At 48.5% G+C, this 16,717-nt stretch carries 13 protein-coding genes; 10 read left to right on the top strand and 3 right to left on the bottom strand.

Annotated elements, in window-relative coordinates:
- Window positions 1–16 precede the first annotated feature (16 nt).
- The 6 genes from MKY44_RS01245 (at window position 17) to MKY44_RS01270 (ending at window position 11,349) form a co-directional block, all read left to right on the top strand.
- Window positions 17–1,654: an ABC transporter substrate-binding protein gene (locus MKY44_RS01245; RefSeq protein WP_341005775.1), complete on the top strand. Its 1,638-nt coding sequence runs from the start codon at window positions 17–19 to the stop codon at window positions 1,652–1,654.
- Between the two features lie 175 nt (window positions 1,655–1,829).
- Window positions 1,830–4,049, top strand: coding sequence for a helix-turn-helix domain-containing protein (locus tag MKY44_RS01250; RefSeq protein WP_341005776.1), 2,220 nt, complete (start codon window positions 1,830–1,832; stop codon window positions 4,047–4,049).
- A gap of 45 nt (window positions 4,050–4,094) precedes the next feature.
- Window positions 4,095–6,407, top strand: coding sequence for a glycoside hydrolase family 3 N-terminal domain-containing protein (locus tag MKY44_RS01255; RefSeq protein ID WP_341005777.1), 2,313 nt, complete (start codon window positions 4,095–4,097; stop codon window positions 6,405–6,407).
- Window positions 6,404–9,550 (top strand): alpha-mannosidase, encoded by a 3,147-nt coding sequence (locus tag MKY44_RS01260; protein WP_341005778.1) that lies wholly within the window; start codon window positions 6,404–6,406, stop codon window positions 9,548–9,550. Before MKY44_RS01255 ends, MKY44_RS01260 begins: the two co-directional genes overlap by 4 nt.
- A 38-nt stretch (window positions 9,551–9,588) precedes the next feature.
- Complete coding sequence (locus MKY44_RS01265; protein WP_341005779.1) at window positions 9,589–10,464, top strand: sugar phosphate isomerase/epimerase family protein; 876 nt, start codon at window positions 9,589–9,591, stop codon at window positions 10,462–10,464.
- 12 nt (window positions 10,465–10,476) lie between these two features.
- Window positions 10,477–11,349, top strand: a complete 873-nt coding sequence (locus MKY44_RS01270; RefSeq protein ID WP_341005780.1) for a sugar phosphate isomerase/epimerase family protein — start codon at window positions 10,477–10,479, stop codon at window positions 11,347–11,349.
- Between the two features lie 48 nt (window positions 11,350–11,397).
- On the opposite strand, the gene MKY44_RS01275 is transcribed toward MKY44_RS01270, so the two are convergent.
- Together MKY44_RS01275 and MKY44_RS01280 are read right to left on the bottom strand one after the other, a co-directional pair.
- Complete coding sequence (locus MKY44_RS01275; protein ID WP_341005781.1) at window positions 11,398–12,159, bottom strand: MerR family transcriptional regulator; 762 nt, start codon at window positions 12,157–12,159, stop codon at window positions 11,398–11,400.
- A gap of 15 nt (window positions 12,160–12,174) precedes the next feature.
- Window positions 12,175–13,050 carry a CPBP family glutamic-type intramembrane protease gene (locus MKY44_RS01280; RefSeq protein WP_341005782.1) on the bottom strand — a complete coding sequence of 292 codons (876 nt, stop codon included), beginning with the start codon at window positions 13,048–13,050 and terminating at the stop codon, window positions 12,175–12,177.
- Between the two features lie 177 nt (window positions 13,051–13,227).
- Here MKY44_RS01280 and MKY44_RS01285 point away from each other — a divergent pair, with 177 nt between their 5' ends.
- The 3 genes from MKY44_RS01285 to MKY44_RS01295 all read left to right on the top strand — a co-directional run bounded on the left by MKY44_RS01285 (window position 13,228) and on the right by MKY44_RS01295 (window position 14,691).
- Entirely contained in the window at window positions 13,228–13,455 is a 228-nt protein-coding gene (locus tag MKY44_RS01285) for a hypothetical protein (protein ID WP_062837704.1), read from the top strand.
- A gap of 79 nt (window positions 13,456–13,534) precedes the next feature.
- Window positions 13,535–14,095, top strand: coding sequence for a hypothetical protein (locus MKY44_RS01290; protein WP_341005783.1), 561 nt, complete (start codon window positions 13,535–13,537; stop codon window positions 14,093–14,095).
- 167 nt (window positions 14,096–14,262) lie between these two features.
- Window positions 14,263–14,691, top strand: a complete 429-nt coding sequence (locus MKY44_RS01295; RefSeq protein ID WP_047841503.1) for a VOC family protein — start codon at window positions 14,263–14,265, stop codon at window positions 14,689–14,691.
- Between the two features lie 119 nt (window positions 14,692–14,810).
- Here the strand turns inward: MKY44_RS01295 and MKY44_RS01300 are convergent, their stop codons facing one another.
- The gene (locus MKY44_RS01300) at window positions 14,811–15,668 is read right to left on the bottom strand and encodes a hypothetical protein (protein ID WP_341005784.1); all 858 of its coding nucleotides are present in this window, start codon (window positions 15,666–15,668) and stop codon (window positions 14,811–14,813) included.
- Between the two features lie 222 nt (window positions 15,669–15,890).
- Between MKY44_RS01300 and ytxJ the strand changes: the two genes are divergently transcribed.
- Window positions 15,891–16,430, top strand: a complete 540-nt coding sequence (gene ytxJ, locus MKY44_RS01305; RefSeq protein ID WP_341005785.1) for a bacillithiol system redox-active protein YtxJ — start codon at window positions 15,891–15,893, stop codon at window positions 16,428–16,430.
- Window positions 16,431–16,717: the final 287 nt, after the last annotated feature.

A 16,717-nucleotide genomic window follows, 5' to 3' on the forward strand; every position in this document is an offset into this window, starting at 1 on the left:
AAAAGGAGGAGTCAGATTGAGAAAATCTTGGATTTCGATGTTGTTTCTGGTCTTTGCTTCGATGGCTTTGTTGTCCGCATGCAGTTCATCCGAGGAATCGGGTGGAAATAGCGACGGTAGCGGGGAGAGCGGCGGTCCTGTAACCATGACCCTCTTTGCTCCGCAAGGCAAAGCGTCCATGGAAGAGAATGAATTCACCCAATTTATCGAAGACAAGTTCGACGTTACTCTAAAATGGGATCTGGCCCCAACGGACGCTTTGCAGGATCGCAGACAATTGCTGCTGGCTAGTGGTGATTATCCGGAAGTATTTCTTCACGGCAAGTTCACCACCTCAGACCTTCAAACCTATGGAAAACAGGGCGTGTTCCTTCCGCTACAAGATCTGATTCAGGAGTATGGTCCGAATCTGACCAAGATTATGGAAGAGAAACCTTACTTCAAAGAAGCCATTACGGCACCGGATGGCAACATCTATGCGCTGCCAATCTTCAATGAATGTTACCACTGTACGTATGCACAGAAATACTGGATCAACACGGAGTGGCTTGATAATTTGGGCCTGAAAATGCCAACCACAACTGATGAACTGTATACCGTTCTGAAGGCGTTTAAGACACAGGATCCAAACGGTAACGGGAAAGCGGACGAGATTCCACTCACGGGCGCACCGAACAAGTATGTATGGAATGGCAACATTGATGCCTACCTGATGAATAGCTTTATATACAATGATAACGACAAATACCTGATCGTGAACGATGGCAAGGTGAGTTTTTCCGCCAATCAGGAAGGCTGGAAGAAAGGGCTGGAGTACATGAACAAGCTCTATGCAGATGGCCTGATTGATCCGGCTTCCTTTACACAGAATGATCAGGCGATTGGACAGCTGGGGAACAAGGAAGGCGATGAAGTAGTCGGCTCCATTACGACGGCGCTGGTCAGTTATCTCGTGAATACCTATGACAAAGACATCACCCGTCACCAGCACTGGGAGATCGTTCCTCCATTGAAAGGACCAGATGGAGTGCAGACGACAGGCGCCACGCAGAGCGTAGGTGAGTTTGAGTTTGCCATCACCAACAAGGCGACAGAAGCACAGCAGATTGCCGCTATCAAAATTGTAGACTACATGTTCAGTGAAGAAGGTGCGCTGTACGCAGAGTATGGACCAACTGAAGGCAAGGGCTGGAAGAAGGCAGATGCCGATGAGAAAAACATCAATGGCGAGCCGGCCAAATACAGCTACTACAACCTGCCTGAGCGTGATCCGAACGTTGTTGTGAACGAGAGTTGGTCACAGATCGGAGCACATGACTTGTCCAACACGTTCCGTAATCTGTTTGCGGAAGGACAGAATCCTCTAGAAGCAGAGGGATATGGTACACGTCTGGCTCAAGCTACCAATGTGTATGAACCCTATGCACCCAAAGAAGTATACCCTGCGAACGTATTTATCCGTCCAGAGGATACGGAATCAGCTGCACAACTGACTACCGCGATCAAGGATTATGTGCAGACGAATATGGCACAGTTCATTATTGGTAGCAAGAGCATTGATAAGGAATGGGATTCGTATGTCAAAGGCTTCGATGGCCTTGGACTGAGTAATTACCTTGAGATCTACCAGCGTGCCATTGAGAAGAATCAATAATTGAAGGATTCAATATAGAGACTGTCCCGTCTGTCACCCGTGACCGGGACGGTCTTCTCCTATGACAACCCCACGTCATCCGATATAATGTACTGAATATTTATGGAAAATTAGCGATCAGCACAGATGTTTGTCGTCATTCAGCATGAACAGTAATGGTGGGGGGATCTCGGAGATGAACAACAATTGGTTTAGGCGTTTGCTGTTATCGTATCTGCCTGTTTTCTTTATTGTGACGACCATTCTATTCTTTATTTTCTTTCAAGTATTCAATGAACAGAATCGTAGAGAAGCGCTCAAGGCCAATGAATTCCTTGCATCACAGGTCACGCAATATCTGGACAACTCCCTGCGCTCCATCGACTTCAAGGTACTGCGTGAGATTTTGACCAACCCTAACTTGAAGAATTATTTCTCGGTATCTGGCAGCGATGATGTGTATGCCGGCATTCAGGCGGTCCAGGTGGTTGATGAATTGAAAATAGAGTATCCGCTGATTGATTCAATTTATCTCGTTCGATACGGGGATGGCACAGTCTTCAGTAACGGGAAGGCTGTTCCGATTGAAGAGTTCCCGGATGCAGACTTTATTGCAGATAGCCGGTCAAGGGATGAACAGAAGTGGGCAGGAGCACGAGCGTTCAAGGCTTTTCCTTCACAAGCGACTGAGCAGGTGATTACGATTGTGCGAAGTGTAGGAAACGGCAAAGGACTTGTGGTCACCAACGTGGACCTCAGTACCTTGAGGAAATCCATCATGCAGATGTATGATCCGGAATTTACGTTTGTGAACATCTTCAACCGTTCGGGCGGCAATCTGTGGGATAGTAGCATGCCAGAAGGGATTGCAGCTTCTACTAAAACCACGTCGGGAGAAGTCTTCTCCGAATTTACGTCGAGTTATAGCGGTTGGAAGGTGCAGACAGGTCTCAATAATGGAAAAATCGTCAAATGGACTCTGCAATTTTATAATATCTGGTTTGCCTTTGCGGTAGTGGTTGTGTTGATCGGGGTGGTGTGGGTGATCTATGTGACCCGCAGAAATTACAAGCCGATTCAGCAGATTGTCACGTTAATTCAGACCGTCTCTTCGCAGAAGCAATCGGGGCTGAACTATGGCAAAGAGAATGAGTTCCGATTCATCCATACAACGCTGGAACGCATGATTGATCAGACAAGGCAATATCAGGAGGAGCATGAAGAGAATCTGATTTTGCAGAAAAAAATGTTCTTTCAGGAGTTGCTGGAAGGCACACGAGACTTTACGAGCACGGAGCTGACAGCAGAGATGAAGAAGTTCAAACTGCCTGAGCTGGAGCATCGTTGGGCCGTCATGGTAGTTGAGATGGATCGGTATGATGCATTTGTGAGGGAGTATCATGATCAGGACCAATCCCTCCTGAAATTTGTGTTATCCAGTATTCTGCAGGAGAGTGCACGTCATGAAGGGACGGAAGTATGGGCTGAATGGATCTCCGATCAGCGCCTGTACGCCATCCTCTGGATTCCGGAAATGGAACAGGCCGAGGAGACTGAGTATCGATTGCTCGCCGGTTATCTGGACAGAATCGATCAGTATCTGAACTTCACCGTGACCATTGGTGTTGGTCGGGTTGCTGTCGATATTCGGGGGCTGAGAGCTTCATTGAAAGAAGCCGTGCACGCGCTGGAGTTCAAGGCTGTACTGGGCATAAATCGTATCATTCCGTGTAGCGATGTGCCGAATTCGACCAATGATGTATATGAGTTCCTGAAGACCATCTCACTGCTGGTACAGGCGATGCGTTTATCGGACGATGTGTGGGAAAAGCATTTTGAAAGACTCTTTGAACAAATCAGTGAGTCCGTTCTGTCCCGTCAGGAAATTATGAATACGATCCAATTGTTATTTCAACATTACAATCGGGAATTTGCCGAACTTCCACGGGAGTACCAGGAGTCATGGGCAGCTATATTCACCCCACTTCTGCCAAGGCTTGAGGGCTGGGAGACGTTAGATGACCTGCGTGAGCTGTGCTGGGAAGGGTTCAGGGAACTGGCGCTGCAGATGCAGACACTGCATTGTTCCCGAAAACACAGATCACATATTTTGGAGATTCGCAAATACATCGAAGAGCATTACAACAATCCTGATCTGTCGCTGAACTACCTTAGTGATCTATTCGATATTAATCCGAAGTATCTGAGCAAGCTTTTCAAGGATGAGATTGGGGAGAAGTTTGTGGATCTGCTCATTAGTCATCGCATTGAAAAAGCCAAATTGCTCATGCAGGAGACGGATAAGGCTATTCAGGAGATCAGTGAAGAAGTGGGATATACGAACTATAATTCCTTCAACCGGGCTTTCAAGAACGTGGTGGGTGTGGCACCAAGTGACTACCGCAAAGCCATGTGAGTGCATGCGCCTAACTAATTCCGAACGTATAAGGAGAATGTGCATATGGACTATAAAGATGCTTCGCTTCCCATTCAGGAACGGGTTCAGGATCTGATCGGACGGATGACAACGGCAGAGAAGATTGGACAACTCATCCAGCCGATGGGCTGGAAGACGTATGATAAAGCAGCTGATGGTACAGTACAGGTGACGGAAGAGTTCAAAGCGGACATGGAACAGGGCGGTGTCGGTTCTCTGTATGGTGTGCTTCGGGCCGATCCATGGACTGAAGTGACACTTGAGACGGGGCTGACCCCACGGCAAGGAGCTGTTGCAACAAATGTCATTCAGCAGTATGCCATGGATCATTCTCGGCTAGGCATTCCCATTTTGTTCGGAGAAGAGTGTTCCCACGGGCATATGGCGATTGGGGCGACAGTGTTTCCGGTACCGTTAACAGTGGGAAGTACGTGGAATATGGAGTTATACCGCAAGATGTGTGAAGCCATCGCTGTGGAGACCCGGAGTCAGGGGGGAGCGGCAACGTATTCCCCGGTGCTTGATGTCGTACGTGACCCGAGATGGGGACGGACGGAGGAATGTTTTGCCGAAGATCCATATTTAATCGGTGAATTTGCAGTAGAAGCCATGAAGGGACTACAGGGTGACCGCCTTGATTCCAACCAGACAATTGTGGCGACACTTAAGCATTTTGCGGCTTATGGCAGCTCGGAGGGTGGGCGCAATGCTGCTCCAGTTCATATGGGATTACGTGAATTGCATGAAATAGATCTGTTGCCGTTCAAAAAAGCAGTGGAAGCCGGGGCTTGCTCCGTCATGACCGCTTATAACGAGATTGATGGTGTACCTTGTACGTCCAGTACGTATCTGCTGAATGACCTTCTGCGTGAGCAGTGGGGTTTTGATGGATTTGTCATTACTGATTTTGGTGCCATTCAAATGCTGGTCCATGGACATAACACCGCCGAGAACGGGGAGCAGGCCGTGGCACAGTCCCTTCAGGCAGGTGTAGACATGGAAATGTCCGGGTACATGTACCGCAAACATCTTGGTCAGGCGTTGGAGCAGGGATTGATCGAAGAGAAGGATCTGGACTTGGCTGTGCGGCGGGTGCTGGAGATGAAATTCAGACTTGGGCTATTTGAAAAGCCTTTCGTTGATCCAGAGTTTGCAGAACAGGTCATCGGATGTGAAGACCATACTCAGCTGGCGAGGGAAGTTGCACAGGAGGGGATTGTTTTACTGAAAAATGAGGGAAATACTCTTCCGCTTGCCAAAACAGGTACAAAGCTAGCTGTCATTGGTCCGAACGCAAACCATATCTATAACCAGCTTGGGGACTATACCTCGCCACAGCCGAGAGAACAGATCGTCACCGTACTGGATGGCATTACGCGCAAGCTGGGCGCGGATTCGGGTCAGGTGCTTTACGCACCCGGCTGCCGGATTAAGGGCGACTCCAGAGAAGGTTTTGCGCAAGCGCTCGCCTGTGCAGAACAGGCCGATGTCATTGTGATGGTGATGGGTGGTTCCAGCGCCCGCGATTTTGGTGAAGGTACCATAGACTTGCGGACAGGTGCTTCAGTGGTGACCGATGATCCATGGAACGACATGGAGTGTGGCGAGGGCATTGACCGGGCTTCCCTGAATCTCATGGGTGTTCAATTGGAGCTGGTGCAGGAGGTACATAAGCTGGGGAAACCGGTTATCGTGGTTTATATTAACGGCCGTCCCATTGCTGAACCTTGGATTGATGAGCATGTCCATGCGATTGTGGAAGCGTGGTACCCCGGACAGGAAGGTGGTAACGCGATTGTGGATATTCTGTTTGGCGATGTGAATCCATCTGGCCGCCTTACCGTCTCCATTCCCAAGCATGTTGGGCAACTTCCGGTCTATTATCATGCCAAACGCACTCGTGGCAAGCGGTATCTGGAGATGGATCTGGCGCCGCAGTATCCGTTTGGATATGGACTGAGCTACACCGAATTCAAATACGAGAACGTAAGGGTTATACCGGATGTGATCGGCCCGGACGATGAAGCACAGGTGATGGTTGAAGTCACGAATACCGGAGCGGTATCCGGAAGCGAGGTTGTGCAGTTGTACATCACGGATGTGTCGGCTTCGGTTACGCGGGCTGAAATGTCACTTAAGGGTTTTCGTAAAATTCATCTGGAGCCAGGACAGACCCAGACCGTTACATTCCCTGTGCAAAAAGAACATCTCGCACTGATCGACTCTCGTCTCCAGTCTGTCGTGGAACCGGGTGAATTCAGGCTCATGGTTGGCCGCAATTCTATGGATTGGACCGCCTGCAGTCTGCACATCCAGAAGGTGGGGGTGGAGGTATGATTCGAATTCAGCGATTCATCGAAGATCTGAAACAGCGGCAATGGCTGGATACGATCGAGCTTCCAGCGTGGGAGATGCAGAGGGCCAGATACATTCGGCCAGGGGAATACGAGTACGAACAGGCAGAAGTAAATGAAGATGAGCAGGCAGACAAGGCCATGCAAAACTTGAATCCGCTGAACAGCGTACATGGAACGACGTATTTTCTGAGCAAACATGTGGAGATTCCTGCGGAATGGCAAGATCATGCTGTTGGGCTAATCTTCGAGGCTGGAGGAGAAGGGCTGCTGAAGGTGAATGGCATACCTTATCACGGACTGGACCGGAACCACGGGTTCGTACCCCTGCCGAGAAGTCGGGTAGGGGATACGCCGCAGTTGGAGATTGAACTCTACGATCCGATTCCCGAGCCGCATGATCCACTCAACCGACAAGCTGTTATTCAGCCGCCTATTCAGGGCATTCGGGCAGCATTGGTTCATGTTAATCAGCCGTTACAGAGCCTGATGTACAGCGTGACGGTACTCGCTGAGTCGCTCCGGGCATATAACGAGAAGGAGCCCAAGCGGATGGCGCTTATCCAGGCCATTCATCAGGTGATGGATGACATGTACAATGACCCGGAACGCTGGAGTGATGCAGCCTGGATACAGAACTTCGAATATGCATTAGCACAGTCGGTACAGCAGGAAGACCCGGAGGAATATCGAAGTGGCTTCATGCATCTGGTTGGACAATCCCACATTGATATTGCCTGGCTGTGGCCTGTACGTGAGACGGTTCGCAAGTCCAGTCGCACATTTTCGACCATGTGCACCTTGATGGACACGTACCCGGATTTTGTGTATTCCCAGAGCCAGCCGCAGTTGTATGCCTTCGTGAAGGATCATTACCCGGAGCTGTACGAGCGAGTTAAAGCGCGCATTGCCGAAGGACGCTGGGAATTGGTTGGAGGCATGTGGGTGGAGCCGGATCTGAATATTCCGAGTGGTGAGTCGTTAGTTCGGCAGATTCTGTATGGACAGAACTTCTATCAGGCCGAGTTTGGCAAACGCTCCAACATCGAGTGGCTGCCGGATACCTTTGGTTACTGTGCTTCCTTGCCGCAGATGCTGAAACTCGCGGATATTCCTTATTTTATGACCACCAAGCTGAATTGGAATGATACCAATGCGTTTCCGTATGACCTCTTCGACTGGGTAGGCATTGATGGTACTTCGGTGCTTGCGTATCTGAACCATGGCGTGAATGAGCATACGCGTCCCAAAGATGTGGATGAACATTGGCAATCATTTAAACAAAAGGATGTGCACCCTGAGCAAATGTTGCTTTACGGACATGGCGATGGTGGCGGCGGCGTGACCAATGAAATGGTGGAGTTTGCGGAGCGATCCCACTTGATGGTTGGACAGCCAATCAGCAAATTCAGCACGGCAGGAGCTTTTTTTGAAGACATATCATTAAATCATCCGACGTTGCCGAAATGGCACGGGGACTTGTATCTGGAACTGCATCGCGGAACGTATACAACTCATGCGAGGAACAAACGTAGCAACCGTAAGGCAGAGGTATTATACCGGGAAGCGGAAATCTGGGGGCAATTTGCCGGGGCTCACGCCGCACACACGAAGAATGATCTGGATGAAGGCTGGAAGCTGATCATGCTCAACCAATTCCATGACATTATTCCAGGAACGTCGATTCCTGAAGTATACGTAACGTCCACCGAGGAGTACACGAAGGTATTTGCATTAGGTACATCCGCACTGCGGGAAACGCTGGATACCCTTGCGGAGAACATTGCAACAGATGAAGTCGATGGTCTGCCCTACATTATATTCAACAGCCTTGGCTGGGAACGTGGAGAGAATATCACCATTACAGGGGATGCCCGCCTCGCCGGGGTGGCTGTATTTGATCGTCAAGGGAACCGACTGGCCAGTGACCTGGAGCAAAAGGAAGATAAGTATACGCTGCTCGTCCATGTTCCATCGATTCCTGCTTTTGGGTATACAACCATATGGCTGCGCGAGGCATCGGATGTTATCCTTCCAGTAGGGGAAGAAGGACGCTTCCCGTCCACATGGGAAACCGAATTCTATACCCTTGAGTTCAATGACTTGGGAGAGATCACCCGATGGTATGACAAAACGGTAGGACGCGACTGGCTGAAGCCCGGTGATCGGGCGAATGAGTGGCAGTTTTTCCACGACAAACCGACGTACTGGGATGCATGGGATATCGATCCACGATTTGAATCCCAGCGAGCAGGTGCGGTGCAGTTGATCTCCAGAGAGATTGTACAGCACGGTGCTACGCGAGATGTACTGCGTTTTGTCTGGAAGCTGAATCAATCCGAGATCAGCCAGGATATCATTTTGCATCGTTACCAGCGGCGTGTTGATTTCCATACAAAAGTGAAGTGGAATGAAAGTCATAAGCTGCTCAAGGTGGCATTTCCGGTGGATCTGGTGGCAGCCAAAGCAGCCTATGAAATCCCGTTTGGAGCGTTGGAGCGTCCAACTCATAACAACACCAGTTGGGAGCAGGCTCAGTTCGAGGTCTGCGGGCATCGCTGGGCGGATATCTCGGAGGGCAACAGCGGTGTGAGTTTGCTGAATGATTGCAAGTACGGGTATGACATCAAGGATCGAACGATCCGCCTGTCTCTGCTTCGTGCCCCGAAATGGCCGGATGAACATGCCGATCAAGGCGATCATGAATTCACGTATTCGATCCTGCCCCATCAGGGCGATTGGCGACAAGCTGCCGTGGTTCGCCGGGCGATGGAGCTGAATCATCCAGTAGAGGTTGTTGCAGTGAGTCAGTCTTCCGGCCACTTGCCAGCTGAACACGCTTGGGTTCAGTTCCATAGTGAGCATGTCATTCTGGATACAATCAAGCCTGCGGAAGACGGCTCGGGAACGGTGCTGCGTTTCTATGAATCATCAGGAGGTCGGGAAACGGTGCAAGTTCAGTGGGCTGAGAAGGAAATCAAGGCATTCATCATTAATCTGTTAGAGGATGAGATCCATCCGTTGGTTTGTCTGAACGGAGCATTCGAACTGACATTCAAACCGTATGAGATCAAGTCGGTGAAACTTGTTGATATCAGTAATGAGTCAAACCTTACATTTACATGAGAACGTAAAGTTACTCACTCAATCACAGGAGGTATGACATGAAATTAACGAATAAGATCGGTGTCATCGTGGATAGCTTTGGCGTAGGTGTACGGGAAGGGTTGAACAAAGCCAAAGACGTGGGTGCAGAAGGTGTGCAGATCTATGCCGTCAAGGGAGAGATGGACCCCGAAAATTTGTCGCCTGCGGCGCGTAAGGAGTTGAAGAGTTACATCGATTCGCTAGGTCTCGACATTTCAGCATTGGTCGGTGATCTGGGCGGACATGGGTTTCAGGTCAAGGAAGATAATCCGTGGAAAGTGGAGAAGTCGAAGCGGATCGTGGATCTGGCCCTCGATCTGGGCACCAACATTGTCACTACACATATCGGCATTGTTCCACATGACCCTTCATCGGAAGTTTATGCCACGCTGCATGCTGCTTGTGAGGAACTGGGCCAATACGCCAAAAGTGTTGGCGCATACTTTGCCATTGAGACAGGACCGGAAACGGCTGCTGATTTGAAAAGATTCTTGGATACACTGTCCACCAACGGAGTATCGGTGAATTTTGACCCGGCGAATATGGTGATGGTGACCGGAGATGATCCGGCGCGGGGCGTTCATCTGCTCAAGGATTACATCGTACATACCCATGTGAAGGATGGTGTGCGGCTGAAGGAAGTTGACCCACGAGACGTATACGGAGCGGTTGGTTATGCCCCTATGGATCACGATAAGATTGCCGAGATGGTCTCTTCCGGAACCTTTTTCCGCGAGGTGCCGCTGGGCGAGGGTGGCGTTGATTTTGACGGATACTTTGCAGCGCTTCAGGAGATTGGTTACACCGGTTATCTGACGATTGAACGTGAAGTAGGTCATCAGCCGGAGGAGGATATTCGCAAGGCGGTTCGATTTATCCAACAATATCGATAGGGAGCTGAGCAGATGAAAGTGGGCCTGAGCACGTATAGTTTGTTGAACGATCTGAATTCGGGTGAGATGACGGTGCTGGATGTGATCGACTGGATTGCGGCGAACGGCGGCGAGCATATGGAGATGGTGCCTTACGGTTATACCGTGGAGGATAATCACGATCTGGCGGATGCCATTCGAGAACGGGCAGCGTCTGCGGGTATTGAACTGTCCAATTACTCAATGCCAGCGAATTTCGTGCAGGAGACGGAAGAGGCGTTTGCAGAAGAGATGGCTCGGGTCAAAAGGCATGTGGATGTCGTACACCGGATGGGAGTAAAACATCTGCGTCATGACGTCACGGCGTTTACCCTGCCGAAGGAGAAAATGACCATTGCCTGGTTCGAGGAACATCTGCCGCTGATGGTGCGGGGAAGCCAGATCATTGCGGACTATGCTGCGCAGTTTGGTATTACTACAACCATTGAGAACCACGGCTTCAGCGTGCAGGCCAGTGACCGGGTGCAGCGTGTGCTGCATGCTGTAGATCGTCCGAATTTCAAAACAACACTCGATATTGGCAATTTCATGTGCGTGGATGAGAATCCGATCATTGGCGTCATGAAAAATCTGCCGTACGCTTCTCTGGTCCACTTCAAAGATTTCTACTTCCGTCCTTATGATGAGCATCCGGGTGAGGGTGAATGGTTCACGACAGCCTACGGTAACTTCCTGCGAGGGGCCATCGTTGGACAAGGGGACATTCCAATTCGTAAAATTGTAAAGCTGATCAAAGACTCCGGCTATGATGGCCACATTACGGTGGAGTTCGAAGGCATGGAGGAATGCAAATCCGCATCCAAAATCGCCATGGACAACCTGCGCCGCTTCTGGGAAGAGGCGTAACGAAGCATAAAGAGGGAATGGATCAAGGGCCACTTTTCGAAATGGCTCTTATGGTTGATCATCAGGATTCTGGACTGCCCATCGATCCAGGATCATTTCGATGTAACGCATGGTTTCGGTTGTCATACCATATACACGAGCTGACTGATCATCCTCTGGGGTGATATAATCCCAATATTTTTCTGCCAATTCTGCATTCCCTTGAAAAGCACTTTCAGCATAATCAGAGATTCGGATGGCCAGTAACCGTGAGGCTTCGGAATCCGGAGGTTCCATCTTGCATGTATGAATATCTTTAAGAATATCGGCCCAATCCATGGATAATGAATTGTTCTGATTATTCAGAGGTAACGATTCCATTTCTTCAGGTGTAAAAACATCTTGTCGGAACCTGCCTGGAGGCTGATCTAGTTCACGGATGAAACCCAACATCTCATCCAGACTGATTGTACCGGAGGCTCTGATGGCATATAGGGTTGAAAAAAGAAGATGCTCGACCTTGCTTAATCTCTCCTGCTGTTCCTTGACAACGGCCAGTTGTTGTTCCAACGTATTATTCCATAAAGTAAGGGTACTCTCTGGTTCAGAGCGAACAGCATCCTGATCGAGGAATTCTCCAATCTCATTCAATTTAAAATGCATTTTCTTCAGAATTGTAATCTGCTGAAGCCGTAAAATATCCTTTTCACCATATAAGCGATACTGATTGTTCTCATTACGGACCGGGCGCAGTAAACCCAGCTTTTCATAATAATGCAGTGTTCGAATGGATACTCCGGTATGTTTGGATAGTTGCCCAACGGTATACAACTGGCAGATCCCTCCTCATGATTTATGTATTCTCCACCAGCGCCATGCATTGAGCACCGCCAGAATGATCCCACCGACAAAGATTATCATCATATACAAAATAAATATTTCGGCCAGCCCGTTATCTTGCGCGGTATAGTTTAACAATGCCGGTCTATCACCTGGCATAACAACGAATCTGGCTACTTCCAGGTAAGCGATATGAAATCCGATGGAGGCCCATAGAGATCCGGTCAAACTGCGCAGAAGCTGTAACGTAATACCATAGGTCAAGAGCAGGATCATATAATCCAAGGTTATCCGGTTTCCGGCATCCATACCGACGAGCTCTTGCAATAGGCTGACACTCATCGGAACCAGCAGAAAGAGTGTGGTTTGAGTTACATAAGCGAAAAACACAGGAAGTCGCAGTCTGAAGCGTAATCCATCATAGACCATGCCTCGCATGGATAGTTCCTCTGGCAAAGCTTCGTACAAGAAAGCAATACAACTATTAAGTACGACAGCAAGGAAGAGCTCGGCAGAGAAGTGCCACTCCGTAATCGTAGTCCAGTTGTTCATACTTGCTATCGCCAACCCGATGAAGGCCAGAGAAGTGGCAAATAATGCGCCAAAGAGTAAGTGAATTATGCTTTTTCCTGTCAGAGGAAGAAGAACGGACTTCATATGGAAGTGTCTTCGAATGACGAATAGTACGGGTAAGACGATACTAATAATGACAACAGCTTGGGTGAGATGAACCATCCACTCAGCAGCACCAATAGTGCTGACAAACTCCCCTGCGAGTGTAGCAAAAAACAGACCCAATGTCATCGTCAACCAACTCATTCCAATAATGGCTATTCCACTGCTGCGTCGTTTCTTGGTTACATGTTCAGGTGATACACTCATGCTAATCCCCTCCTGAAGCCAGTATAAACCCTCGAGTTAACGTCAGGGTCAAGCAGGAAATCTGCCTATCAGAATATGGTTCTGCGCAAGGATTAAGTTACGAGCAGCACAAGTGTGGTATACTGGATATATTCAGCCTGATAATAACTGGCTATGGATAGGAGATGTCACTGATCTATGCAGGTATTCGAGGACTGGAATCAGAAAGTAAAGAAGACGTTTAATGCTACGAACCCAGAGGTAGTGTTGACGGTATCGGAAGCTGGAAGTTTGCTTGGTTTGACCAAAGACCAGATGAAACTGTACGTGGACAAGAACAAACTAACGAAGGTCCCGATCATGAGAAGTGTTCACCGATACCTCTTATTGAAAAGTGAAATAGATAACATCGTTCAAGCTCGATAACTTCATAGGATTGAACACAACCATTTTACCGATAGGATTCGGGAGAGTGGTCTTTTTTTTATCGGAAAGGGGACAGAACGTGCTGAATAAAGTGTCAGGTTGGTTCTATCAGCGGGTGAATTGGAAATGGGTTGTAGCTGCGATTGTTGTTTTTGCCTGTTTCATTGCATTTATTCTGCCCTGGCAGGCGGCAAAGTCGGATGAGGCCACCAGTGGAGGGCAGTCCCCGGATTCCTCTTTTCTGTACACTGCGGATGATCTTTATCAGATGGCTGAGCAGTATGGTGAAGCAGGGCGGAGCGCCTATATTCAGGCACGATTCACATTTGATCTCATATGGCCCTTAGCCTATCTGTTCCTCTTAGTTGTTCTGTTATCGATACTCTATCGCGTGCTTCCGGTAAAAAGTCGCTGGCGTTGGGTGAATCTGATTCCGGTCTTAGGTTGGGCTATGGACATGCTTGAAAATATAGGTGCGTCCCTGATCATGCATCGTTATCCTGAACGTACGCCTGTGCTTGCTGAGCTCACTCCGATATTTACCCTATTGAAATGGTGTCTGATCTATGCCAGTTTTGCAGCACTGGTTCCGGGTGTTCTGATCACGGTTCTCTACTATATACGCAGGCCCAAGAAGTAGTGGAGAGAGGGATGGATTAAGAATATGTTGGTAACCCTAATCATGTAAAGGTCCGCAGAGATGAGTGCAGAAATATACGCTTGTCAAAGGACAACCTGTTCATATATACTCATGTCGCAAGTGGCGTGAATCGTATAATTACAAGAGCCCAAGGAGATGAAGAACGCATGTCGATCAGCTTGAATGTGTATCTGGTAACAGACGGTAATGGACGTGAAGCGGTAGATTTTTATCAAAAGGCATTTGGAGCCGAAGTGCTCGCGCTTCAAACATTTGGCGACGGTCCATCTGACCCGAATCACCCCATCCCGCCAGAAGCGAAAGACCGTATTATGCATGCTTCTTTGCAGATTGGCAGCTCGGTATTAATGTTGTCTGATACGTTTCCAGGTATGCCGTACACTGTAGGTAATCATGTTACGGTTACGGTGAACACGGATACGGCAGATGAAGCCAAAGCGATTTTCAACCAGTTGCAAGACGGCGGCGAAGTGAAAATGCCGATACAAGAAACCTTCTGGAGTCCAGCCTACGGCTCGGTTGTTGATAAATTTGGTGTACAGTTTCAGATTAGTGCTACGCCGGGACAAGCTTAAGAGTGTTCTCTTCACTAATATAGCCTTCAAATGGCAAAAACCTCCGCGATCTGCTTTGAGCAGTTGTGGAGGTTTTTTTGTGCTAATTTTTGTAATGATTCGTGATTAATCTCACTTGATTAGCCTTCCTTCTGAATCTTGGAAGGGTTGTTGATTTTAAAAGGAACCGGGTTACGTGTCAGCTTCTTCTTGATGATTTTCGCTTCAAACGTGATAACGTCTCCCACTTCGAGTTCCTGTTTCTTAACGGTGGCACTGTGGCTTGACCAGGCTTCCCCAACATCAATGACGTCTGGATCCGTAATGGTAACTGCTTCATAGATGATGACTTCATCGTCATTGTCCGAGAAGTGATTCGGTACGGTGGTGAACTCTTTGACAACGGCACTCATCTTCACTTTGCCTTCTGGCAGATCAATCTTAACGGTCTTGGCTTTGCTCGCTGTTTTGGCTTTGGGTTTGGCTTCACTGGTTGCCCCAGACTGAGGTCCAACATACTCTTCTACTAGCCCATCCGGATCACCCTTCAGCCCAGAGGAGAATTCATCTGTGTCCGTATCGTCTGAATCATCCAGATCCGGCGGAATTTCACCCAGGTTAACCAAGGCATCTGGAGTTTGCGTAAGTTCAGCAGGGGTAACTGGTACGACGGTATCCGAAGTTGTCGATTCTGTGTTGCGATCTGACCCGGCATTACTTATGCTTCTGGCACTGTAACTGGACGCTTGCATTTCCTTCAGATAAGACGGGTGAATACAATGCTTTTGACCATTATCCAGTTGAATAACGGCTGCCATGTGATCCACATATCCAATGATGGTGCACGGCATGTTTAATCCGTTTCCTTTATAATAGAACGTTTTGAGTTTGGTCGCTTTACCCGAAAGCAGGCCCCACTCCTGACATTTCTCAATCAGCTCATCTTCGTTATCCAGCGCAATAAAATCTTGCGGTTCAATCATAAATGCGTATGTCATATGGAATTTCCGCCCTTCCAATCCATTCTTCATGTTCATCGTTTCCAAATTACAACCAGTGTATCACAAATGAGCATTTTGCTTAAATCGAAACGCCGAAATCTGTACTCGGAGATGAAGATTCTCAAAGCCTGCTTACAGAGGCCTATGCTATAATTTGATCAGAATATAGGGTGAGAAGATATAGCCTTGATATACATATTTCAGGAAAGGAAGATCTGAATGAAGAAAAAGGTAAATCATCAAGCCGTATGGCTTGCTATAGGTGTTGCCATGGGAGTCAGTATTGGTACGGCTACGCAGCAGCTTGGACTCGGGATTGCTTTTGGCTTGGCGCTGGGCATTGTGATTGGTTCGATGGTTAGCAAACGTGCGGGGTCAGACTCAGAACATATGCTCAGCGAACATGTCCGTGAATTGCATAAACCAGGTGACTGGGAAGAGGCGCTTCACCACTCGCAGGATCATCCGGTGCTTATCTTGAAGCACAGCACGACGTGTCCGACGAGTGCTAGAGCGTACAGAGAGTTTATGGCGTTTGTGGGCACCAATGCATCAGATCCCAAACAACCCATGGATTACCGCATCGTCAAAGTGATTGAAAATCGCTCGTTATCCCGCTACATTGCGGAAGAGACAGAGGTTCACCATGAGTCACCACAGGTACTTTTGCTCGATCAGGGAAAAGTCGTCAAACATACCTCCCATGGAAAAATAACGAAAAAGAGATTAATGCAGTGGGCACAGAATCCATTTGGATGAAGCGTACACCTTCATAGACCCGTTCTTTTCAGCCCTTAGCTGAGGAGAGCGGGTCTTTTTTACGCTTTTTTTACACCCATAGAAGCATTTCTTTACCCCTTTTTTACAGCGTTTCATATTACGATTTTACATGTAGCAGGTGCAGAGAACGGTAGAGAGAGGGAGGAAGGGCGCATGGTGAATGATGCCACGATGATTGGATTGGTTGTGCTGCTGTTTGCGGTGTTTTGGGGATTCTTGAAATTCTGCGAGAAGGCTTGAGGGTAGAGAGGGGGAAGCCAGATGAT

It is taken from the genome of Paenibacillus sp. FSL R7-0026 (assembly GCF_038004485.1).
GTDB classification, from domain to species: domain Bacteria; phylum Bacillota; class Bacilli; order Paenibacillales; family Paenibacillaceae; genus Paenibacillus; species Paenibacillus xylanexedens_A.